At 27.2% G+C, this 10779-nt stretch carries 9 protein-coding genes; 7 read left to right on the top strand and 2 right to left on the bottom strand.

All coding sequences use genetic code 11. From position 1 onward, the window contains the following. On the bottom strand, nucleotides 1-416 hold a 416-nt coding region (locus BN899_RS07455; protein ID WP_042274263.1), incomplete at its 3' end, for an aromatic acid exporter family protein. A 251-nt stretch (nucleotides 417-667) separates the two neighbouring features. On the opposite strand from BN899_RS07455, the gene BN899_RS07450 reads away from it, so the two are divergent. The 5 genes from BN899_RS07450 (at nucleotide 668) to BN899_RS19725 (ending at nucleotide 5318) form a co-directional block, all read left to right on the top strand. Beyond that, nucleotides 668-1321, top strand: a complete 654-nt coding sequence (locus tag BN899_RS07450; RefSeq protein WP_042274262.1) for a hypothetical protein — start codon at nucleotides 668-670, stop codon at nucleotides 1319-1321. A gap of 616 nt (nucleotides 1322-1937) precedes the next feature. Next, on the top strand, nucleotides 1938-3485 hold the full coding sequence (locus BN899_RS07445; protein ID WP_042274260.1) for an ABC-F family ATP-binding cassette domain-containing protein: 1548 nt from the start codon (nucleotides 1938-1940) through the stop codon (nucleotides 3483-3485). A gap of 82 nt (nucleotides 3486-3567) precedes the next feature. After that, entirely contained in the window at nucleotides 3568-3759 is a 192-nt protein-coding gene (locus BN899_RS18600) for a hypothetical protein (protein ID WP_052356726.1), read from the top strand. A 36-nt stretch (nucleotides 3760-3795) separates the two neighbouring features. After that, nucleotides 3796-4527: a hypothetical protein gene (locus tag BN899_RS19730; RefSeq protein ID WP_242824120.1), complete on the top strand. Its 732-nt coding sequence runs from the start codon at nucleotides 3796-3798 to the stop codon at nucleotides 4525-4527. Nucleotides 4528-4625: 98 nt separating this feature from the next. After that, entirely contained in the window at nucleotides 4626-5318 is a 693-nt protein-coding gene (locus BN899_RS19725) for a hypothetical protein (protein WP_052356722.1), read from the top strand. A 63-nt stretch (nucleotides 5319-5381) separates the two neighbouring features. Here the strand turns inward: BN899_RS19725 and BN899_RS07435 are convergent, their stop codons facing one another. After that, nucleotides 5382-6344 (bottom strand): DMT family transporter, encoded by a 963-nt coding sequence (locus BN899_RS07435; protein WP_042274259.1) that lies wholly within the window; start codon nucleotides 6342-6344, stop codon nucleotides 5382-5384. 202 nt (nucleotides 6345-6546) lie between these two features. On the opposite strand from BN899_RS07435, the gene BN899_RS07430 reads away from it, so the two are divergent. Both BN899_RS07430 and BN899_RS07425 read left to right on the top strand, forming a co-directional pair. Then, the gene (locus tag BN899_RS07430) at nucleotides 6547-10185 is read left to right on the top strand and encodes an efflux RND transporter permease subunit (protein ID WP_042274258.1); all 3639 of its coding nucleotides are present in this window, start codon (nucleotides 6547-6549) and stop codon (nucleotides 10183-10185) included. Beyond that, nucleotides 10185-10779, top strand: a 595-nt coding sequence (locus tag BN899_RS07425) for a TetR/AcrR family transcriptional regulator (protein WP_042274256.1), incomplete at its 3' end; no start/stop codon positions are given. The genes BN899_RS07430 and BN899_RS07425, both read left to right, overlap by 1 nt.

Genomic DNA, 10779 nt, shown 5'->3' with positions numbered 1-10779 from the left:
TTATTGACACCTATTCCAGCACCTATTACAAATATTCCAGCTTCGTTTAAAATCCATCTAGCAGATATTTCTCCTTGAAGGAAGTAATGGGATGCAATAACTACACACATAGCAATAACATCTTGGATTTGTAACAAGAAACAAAGAAATATAATTATAAATATAAATATTGAAAATGAAGTCAAGTGGTATCCTAAAATATTAAAACATAAGTAGGAAAGAATAGTACATAGAAGAAAACCATAAACCTTTCCGATAGTACCTTTAAGAGTTTCTTTTTTAGTATTTTTTACTGTAAGTAAGACTATAACTCCAGCAACCATTGAGTATTCTAAGTTTAATAACCAAGCAATAAATATAGCAAGGGAACTTCCAAGTGATAATTTTATTACTTTAAGTGCATTAATTTTATTCAAGTATAAACCTCCTGTAGATAAATATAATAATGACAATTTTACCATGAAACTTATATGGTTTAAAATATAGTTAACTATATTTTACCATTTTTTACACTCATCTAGTTATATAAAATCAATGCCAAAAATCTAAGCTAGATTATGTCCAATTTATGCTATAAATCGTCTCCTACATTGAAATTCATGGAAAACTTATTAGCTTTTATTGCTTAATTCTGGTACACTTAAATAACATTAATTAAAGTAAAGAGGTGTTTGTCATAAATAATTATAAAACAACAGAAAATAAGTATGAAACTCAAGGTTCAGTTACCCTTATAACAATACTTAAAAAAAATAATACTGAGCTTGTGGCTAAAATAGATACTGCAGATTTAGAAAAAGTACAAGCAATGGGAATTTGGTTTGCTGAGTGGCACAAAGACTTTAATAGCTACTTAGTTCAAAACTTAACTGTAACTAAAGAAAATAAGAAAATAAAAAGTACTAAGAGAAATCTTCAATCAGTAATATTAGACACGCAAGCATCAGCTCCAATCAGACATATAAATGGAGATACATTAGACAATAGAAAATGTAACTTAGAACTTGTTGATACAAAAGAAAAAAATGCATATGAAGTTATAGACGATGAAACTATAGCTGTAATATTAAGAGACAAATACGGTAAAACTCAAGAAAAAGCTTTAGTATCGTTTAAAGATTTAGATAGAGTAATAAATAAGAGATATACATGGATTTGCCACAAGGGTTCTAAGCAACCTCAAGTAATAGCTCATACTCCAAATGGTAAGATTCACATGGCAGATGTTATAATGAAGCCAGGTGAAGATGAGAGAGTTCATCATATAAATCTAAACCCATTAGATAACAGAAGAAAGAATTTAGAAAACAAAAGTAAATAATTGAAATCATGCGTATATTCTTTATAAGAATGGTTAATCTATAATTAGATAGTTAATAAAACTTAACTGTCAAACCAACACTTACTAGGCAAAAGCTAGATGATATTTAATCTTTTGGTAGTATCTTTGGAAGTGATGGTGGCTAGATATTTATAAAAATATCATATTAAATATAATGAATCTACTAGACTACCTCGATCTACTAGAGTGCAACTAGTTTCAGTCTAATACCCAAAGGTTAGAGTTCAAGCTAAGTTGCAAACTATATTTAATAATAGTCATAGAGGATAAGGATGTAATTAGTATTACTCCTTGCAAAGCACTGAATTTGAAAGCACACGCTATCAAATTCAGTGCTTTTTTATTGGAATAACCTACATAATGGATTATACAATGAGATATAAAAACTAAGTATTATATGGTTAAGTTGTTTTGTGCACTCTTTGCTTCATTATTTATGAACTAAAAAGTAGATAGGAGCGAGAACTATGAAATATGAAAAATTATTATACTGAAAGTCCATATTAATACAGAAGCATTTGTAAACTTGAGCTATTATATTTTTAAATGTTATGATTTAAATGTGAAAAGTAAAAGTAAGAAATGAGGAATAAAAATGAGTATTTTAACAGTTGAAAATATGAGCCATGGGTTTGGAGATAGAGATATATTTAAAGATGTATCATTTAGATTATTAAAAGGAGAACATGTAGGACTTGTGGGAGCAAATGGTGAAGGTAAATCAACTTTTATGAATATAATTACCGATAAAATAATACCTGATAGTGGAGATATACAGTGGAGTAGCAAAATAAGTGTTGGATACTTAGACCAACATACTCATCTTAAAGATGGAAAATCTATAAGAGATACGCTAAAGGAAGCATTTTCTGATTTATTTGATATTGAAAGAGAGCTTAATAATATATATAATCAAATGTCTTTTATGGATATAAAACAAATGAATAAAGCTATCGAAAAAACTACTGATTTACAAGAGTTTCTAATTAATAATGAATTTTATAGTATAGATTCAAAAGTAGAATCAGTAGCACTTGGTTTAGGTCTTAGAGATATTGGTTTAGACAAAGATGTTTCAAAATTAAGTGGAGGCCAAAGAACTAAAGTATTATTAGCAAAATTGCTTTTAGAAAAGCCGGACATATTACTATTAGATGAACCTACAAACTATTTAGATGAAAATCATATAGAATGGTTAAAAAAATATCTACAAACTTATGAAAATGCGTTTATATTAATATCTCATGATTTAGATTTTTTAAATAGTGTTGTAAATATAATATGTCATATTGAAAATAAATCATTAACAAGATATGTGGGCAATTATGAAAATTTCGTAAAGGTATATGAAGCGAATAAACTTCAATTAAAGGCAGCTTACAATAGACAAGTAGAGGAAATTTCAAAACTTGAAGAATACATTGCAAAAAATAAATGTAGAGCATCAACAAGTGGCATGGCAAAATCTAGACAGAAAAAATTAGATAAAATTGATAGAATAGAAATAGCGAAACATAAGCCAAAGCCAAAATTTAAATTTATAGAATATAAGGAATCAGGAAAGGTTATATTTGAGACAAAAGATTTAATTATAGGATACGATAAGCCATTAAGTAAGCCTATAAATATAAAAATGGAAAGAGGAGAAAAAATTGCTATAATTGGTTCAAATGGAATTGGAAAAACAACATTATTAAAAAGTTTAATGGGAATTAATAAACCTATAAGCGGTAAAGTAAAAATTGGAGAATATCAAGAAATAGGATACTTTGAACAAGAAATAAAAATAGAAAATAACAATACTGCTTTAGAAGAAATATGGAATGAATTCTATAAGTGTAGTAGATATGAAATTAGAAGTATGCTAGCTAGATGTGGGCTAACTAACGAGCATATAGATAGCAAAGTAAGTATATTAAGCGGTGGAGAACAATCAAAAATTAGGCTATGTAAACTTATAAATAAGCCAAGTAACATATTAATTTTAGATGAACCAACAAACCATTTAGATATAGATGCAAAAAATGAACTAAAAAAAGCATTAAAAGAATATAAAGGGAGTTTGATTTTAGTGTGTCATGAGCGTGAATTTTATAAAGATATTGTAAGTGATGTATTAAATTGTGAAAACTTAAAAATATAAAAAGTACCCCCTAGTTAATAACGTATACTATGGGGTATTATTATATTGTAAACAAATAAGAAAACATAAAAGGATGTGCATTATGAATAAAAGGCTAATTGTAATAGACTTTGAAGTTCTATCAAATGCTAACTTCTGGATGTGCTGTATGAAAGATGTAAAAAGTGGATTAGAACATACAATAGTTAATGATAGAAATGAATTTTTAAGAGTGTTTAATAAAAATAGAAATAGTATATGGCTAGGGTACAATATAAGAGGGTATGATCAATGAATTATGAAAGCTTTACTTGCAAATCTAAACCCTTGTATGGTATCAGATAAAATTATTAAAGAAAAACTTTCAGGTTGGCAAATAGATAGATCTTTAAATAGCCAGGAGTTATTCTTCTTTGAATTGGGAGATGGATTTAAAAGTCTTAAAGAGCTAGAGTTATTTATGGGTGAGAGCATAGTAGAAAGTAGTGTATCTTTTGATCTTGAAACTTATCCAAGTAAAGAAGAAATAGAAGAATTAACAAGTTATTGCCTACATGATGTTAGAATGACATTAAAGGTTTTCAATGAATTAAAACATGAATATGAAGCTCAAGAAGCATTAATAAATTACTTTAGCTTAGAAGAAAACTTTTTTAATAAATCAAAAGCTCAATTAAGTAGTTCAATACTAGGAGCTAAAAGACCAAATTTTGAAAGAAATGATGAATTTGATTTTAATATAATAAATACACTAGAACTTAGTAAATATGACTATGTAAAAAGGTGGTATGAAGATTTTAATAACAGAGATTATAAAAAAGGTCTAAAAACAAATGTATATAATGTAGAGACAGATTTTGGATGGGGAGGGCTTCATTCTGCAAGAAAGCAATATATTAAAGAAGGTTTTATTGTAAATAGTGATGTAAGCTCCTTCTACCCATCAATAATAATTAACTACAATCTATTGAGTAGAAATGTATCAAAACCTGAAAAATATAAACAAATAAGAGATACTAGAATTGAACTTAAAAAAATAAAGACCCTAAAGAATATCCATTAAAAATAGTATTAAACTCAGCTTTTGGAGCATCAAAGGATAGAAATAATGATTTATACGATCCTCAAGTTGGAAATGCAATATGTGTAAATGGTCAATTATTGTTACTTGATTTAATTGAAAAGGTTGAACTTGAATTTAAAGATAATGCAGAGTTTATACAGGGAAATACAGATGGTGTTATGTTTAGATTCAATAGTAAAGAAGATATAGATAAATATTTAAAGATTTGTGAAGATTGGTGTAAGAGAACAAAAATGGACTTAGACCATGATATGATAGAAAAAGTTATTCAAAAAGATGTTAATAATTATATATTTATACAAAAAGATAAAAAAGTAAAGAGTAAGGGAGCCTATGTTAAAAAGTTAAGTTTACTTGATAATGATTTACCTATAGTTAATAAAGCATTAAAAGAGTATTTGATTAATAACGTAAGCATAGAAGATACTATATTAAATTGTAATAGTCTAATAGAGTTTCAAAAGTGTGTTAAAATAACTGGAGCTTATAAATATGCTTTATACGGACAAGAAAAGATAAACTTAAAAGTAATAAGAGTATTTGCAAGTAAACTAGCAAGTGATCCTTGTATAATGAAGGTTAAAGAAGATTCTAAAAATCCTGAGAAAATAGGTAATACACCAGATAGAGTATTTATAGTAAATGATAATATAATAGATATGAAAATTCCTTCTAAACTAGATAAGTCTTGGTATATTAATTTAGCAAAAAAAAGATTAGAAGATTTTGCGCCTGAACCAGAGATAACTTTATTTGATTTATTAAATTAAAAAATAAAAACTACTTGTAAAATAAACTTATTAAAATTTATTTTACAGGTAGCTATTTTAAACTTAACTTTCTTCTATAGCTTTGTTATCATCCTTATATTTATTATTAAAAATTGAAGGAAAAAGTGAAGATATAGATCCTAATATAATAAATATAATTCCAATAACCATATTAAAAGGTATATGTTCATGTATAAGCAAAAATGCAAGTATAGGAGATAGAACAGGCTTAAAGAAAAATACTAATGATGCTGTATTAGCAGAAGTTTCTTCCATAGCTTTAAAATAAAGAGCATAACCAACTCCTGTAACAAATACAAAAATATAAATTACATAAAGAATATTACTTAATGTGTACCCTGTAAAGAATGGAATGTTTGAAAATGTTCCTAAACCATTAGAATTAAGTAAGTTAGATACAAAGTCAAATTTAGTTAAGAGAGAAAGAATTATCATCTCTAAGCTACCAAATATAAAACTAAAGCAAGTAACAGCAAGTCCACCAAATTTTATGCATTTCTTTTTACCTAAAACCCCATAAATAGCAAAAGTTATAGCAGATAATAAAGTTAGTAACACTCCATTTAGATTTAAGTTTGTATGAAGAGGATTTATTATAATTAAAATTCCTATAATTTCTAAAATTAAGGATATAATATTATTTTTATGAATATTTTCTCTCAATAATATATATGCAAAAAACATTACAAAAACAGGGTTACAGCTAAACAATACAGCAACTACTGAAGCTTTACTTGTAGATACTGCAAGTTGGTAAAAAGTCATACTTATAACTACACACATAAATCCTAAAAATGAAAAATATTTTAAATCAGATAAATTTAAAGAAATTGATTTTTCTTTTAGAGATTTTAATGCAAAAGGAAGTAAGACTATACCTCCTATTAAAAATCGAGTCATAGATAATTGTATTGGGTTAAAATTAGAGCCCACTGTCTTTAGTGCAATTTCCATAGTACTAAATAAAAAAGTAGATAAAGCTATATATACATATCCCTTTTTCATAAAAACACCCCCTAATAACTATACTAATACTGTTTATACAAATATGTGATAGCGATTAATCTATATTAGTTAGAAATTTAAATAATAATTTTAAAGTATAACAAATATAGTTAAAATTATTGAGTAATATATAAGTAAATGATACACTTTAAATTAGTGACCGACTGGTCAGTCGGAAAATAATTATTAGGGAGAAATTTATATGTTTTCAAAATTTAGCGTAAAAAGGCCTTTTACAGTTTTCGTATCAGTAATACTAGTTATTATTTTAGGAGCAGTGTCTTTTACAGGAATGACAACAGATTTATTACCTAAAGTAGATTTGCCATATGTTATGGTGATGACAACATATCCAGGTGCAAGTCCTGAAAAAGTAGAAGAATCAGTAACAAAACCATTAGAAAAAGTTTTAGCAACAACTAATGGTATCGAAGATATTAACAGTGTATCAAGTGAAAATTCAAGTATGATTATGCTTGAATTCAATCAAGGTATGAATATGGATAGTGCAATGATTGACCTAAGTGGAAAAATAGACTTAGTAAAAGCACAACTATCTGATGAGGTAGGTACACCTACACTTATGAAAATGAATCCAGATATGATGCCTATAATGGTAGCAAGTGTTGATGTAAACAATCAAGATATAAAAGAAACATCTAATATAGTAAAATCAGATGTAATTCCAACTTTTGAAAGAATAGACGGAGTAGCTTCAGTTGATGCAACAGGATTATTAGAAGAAAGTATAAAAATAACTTTAGATGATGGTAAAATTGAAAAACTTAATAATAAATTAAAAAACTCTATTGATTCAAAGATGGCATCATCTAAAGCGGAGTTAAATAGTGCAAAGAAAAAAATAGCTGAGGGTAAAGCTCAATTAGAACAACAAAGTAAAGATAAAAATAAAGAACTTTCAAGTGGAAGTAGTGCTATACAAGAAGGTAAGGTAAAACTTCAAAGTGTACTTAGTCAATTACCTACTGCACAAAAAGAATTAGAAAATCAAAAGAATCAGTTAATAAGTCAAAAGAATTCATTAGAAGAAATAATTAAGAAACAAGAAGAAAATAAAATAGAAATAAGTGATAAACAAAAAGAAGCTTTATTGCAACTTGAATCTGGGATTAAAGCTTTTGATGAAAAGTTAAATGAAATAAATGATCAAAAATCATCTTTAGAAAAGCAATTAAAAGAATTAAATGATAAAGAAAAACAATTAGAAGCTGGTAAAGCTACTTTAAACTCAGAGTTAAATAAAGCATCAGCTACACTTTCAAGTAGTGAAGCAGAACTTGAAAAGTCATCTAAAGAACTTGAAAAAGCACAAGAAGAAGCTTATAAAAATGCAGATTTAGGAAAGAACATAACAAAAGAAAATTTAAGTCAAATACTAGCAGCTCAAAACTTTGCTATGCCAGCAGGTTATATTAGTGAAAATGAGGAACAATACATAGTCAAAATAGGAGATAAAGTTTCGAGTATAGAAGATTTAAATAAATTGGTACTACTTAATATTGATGGAGTAGGAGAGATAAAAGTTGAAGATGTAGCCAATGTTACCCTTACTGATAACTCGGATAAAATGTATGCAAAAATTAATGGTAATGATGGAATAATACTATCTTTCCAAAAGCAAAGTACATCATCTACATCAGAGGTTTCAAAGAGAATTAATGAAAACATAAAAAAACTTACAAGTGAAAATCAAGGTATGCACATAACTCCTTTACAAGATCAAGGTGTATACATTGATATAGTTATAAAATCAGTTTTAAGTAATCTTGTATTAGGTGGATTGCTTTCAGTAGTTATATTATTTTTATTTTTAAAAAGTATTAGACCAACAATAATAATAGCATTTAGTATTCCAATAAGTGTACTATTTGCAATTACTATGATGTATTTTAGTAACGTAACAATGAATATTATATCTCTGTCAGGATTAGCACTTGGTGTTGGAATGCTTGTTGATAATAGTATAGTTGTAATTGAAAATATATATAGATTAAGAAATGAAGGTATGAATGCTATAAAAGCTTCAGTAAAAGGAGCAAATCAAGTTGCAGGAGCAATATTTGCATCAACATTAACAACAGTATGTGTGTTCTTACCAATAGTGTTTACACAAGGATTATCACGACAGTTATTTACTGATATGGGGCTTACCATTGCATATTCTTTAATAGCAAGTTTAATAGTAGCACTTACATTAGTACCATCAATGTCATCGACAATGCTTAAATCAAATATTCAAAAAGAACATAGATTATTTGATAAGTTTGTTAACTTATATGAAAAGTTACTTAAAATAAGTCTTAAACATAAATTTATAGTATTAATAGGATCATTAGTTTTACTTATAGGTAGTGCATTTTTAACTATATCTAAAGGAACAATATTAATGTCTCAAAGTGATAGTACACAATTATCGGTTACTTTAGAAATGCCAAAAGAATCAAAAGTACAAGATGCAAGAGATATGAGTGAGGTTATAATTGATAGAATTACAAAAATTGAAGATGTAGATACGGTTGGAGCGCTTCAAAGTAATGGAGAATTTTCTATGTTCGGTGGAGGCAAAAATAGTGTATCTTTCTATGTTTTATTAAAAGAAGATAAGAAGCTATCAAGTCAAGAAGTAGCAGATATAATAACTAAAAAAACATCAGACTTAAAAGCAAATATAAAAGTTAATTCTTCAAATATGGATATGTCAGCATTAGGTGGTTCAGGAATTCAAGTAATAGTAAAAGGAAATGATTTAGATAAACTAAAAGATATAGCTAAAGACGTAACAGATATTTTAGAAAATACAGAAGGTACAGCTGAAGTAAATAATGGCTTAGGAGATGGAAATAAAGAAACAAAAATTACTGTAGATAAAGAAAAGGCTATGGAGCATGGTCTGACAGTAGCACAAGTTTACCAAGAGATATCAAAGGCATTAAAAAATGAGAATACTGCAACGACATTAAATGTTGGTTCAGATGAATATTCAGTAATTGTAGTCGATGATAAAAAAGACACATTAAGTAGAGAAAGTTTATCAGAGTATAAGATAAAAACTATGAAAGAAAATAAAGAAGTTGAAGTTAAACTAAGTGACATAGCTATAATTAAAGAAGTAGAAAGTCTTGAATCTATAAAACATGAAAGACAAGTAAGAAACATAGAAGTAACTGCATCAATAGATAAAAATCATAATATTGGTTTAGTAAGTAAAGAAGTTGATTCAAAACTAAAAGAGTATAATTTACCTGATGGATATAGCATAGAAATGGGTGGAGAAAAAGAATCTATGGATAGTGCTTTTGGTGATTTAATTAAAATGATTACATTAGCTATAGTATTTATATACTTAATAATGGTAGCACAGTTCCAATCATTATTATCACCATTTATAGTATTATTTACAATTCCACTTGCATTTACAGGAGGATTTTTAGGGCTTTTAGTAACAAACTTTGAACTAAGTATGATATCAATGTTAGGATTTTTAATGCTTGCAGGTATAGTAGTCAACAATGGTATAGTATTTGTTGATTATGTAAATCAACTAAGACTTGGTGGAATGGATAAGAAAAAAGCATTAATAGTAACAGGAAAAACAAGAATAAGACCAATACTTATGACAGCACTTACAACAATACTTGGGCTTTCGACTTTAGCACTAGGAATAGGAACAGGGGCCGATATGATTCAACCAATGGCAATAGTTACAATTGGAGGTCTTAGCTATGCAACAATTTTAACTCTATTTGTAGTTCCTATTATGTATGATATACTTAATCGTAAAGAGTTAAAACCAATCATAATAGATGAGGAGGATATGTAGTGGAAAATAATACTCACTCTGAAAAGGAGATACTGATTTTCAATGCAGTAACTAAGCTTATGCATGAAGGCGTTAAACTTCATACAGTTAAAGTAGCTGATATTGCAAAGGAAGCGGGTATTGGTAAAGGTACTATTTACGATTACTTTAAATCTAAAGAAGAAATTTTAGAAAAAGCATTACTTTATAATATGAACATAGAACTATCTGAAACTTTAGAAAAAATTAAGGAAAAAGATGGCTTTAAAAATAAATGTTATATTGCATTAGATATAGTTGCAAAAGGTTCAAGAGATTATAGTTCTGCTACGAATATATTGTTTTCTAATTTAAGCCACCATGATTTTAAAGAAATACTAGAAAATAATAAAGAATATATTAATAGTAGATATAATTCGTTAAAAGAAACAATAGAAGATATAGTATCACTTGGAGTATCAGAAGGTATAATTAAAGAACAAGAAGATAAAGAATATCAGATTATGGTATTTGAAAGTGTAGCTATGGGATTTGGAAATACTATGTGTATTAACAATAAAGAAGATATACAAAAAACTGAAAATGCTAAAGATAGAGCATATAAATTACTTATAA

This window comes from Faecalimicrobium dakarense (assembly GCF_000499525.1).
GTDB lineage: Bacteria > Bacillota > Clostridia > Peptostreptococcales > Peptostreptococcaceae > Faecalimicrobium > Faecalimicrobium dakarense.
Note: the sequence above shows the minus strand (reverse complement) of the source record. Positions and strands in the feature narration are given on the sequence as shown.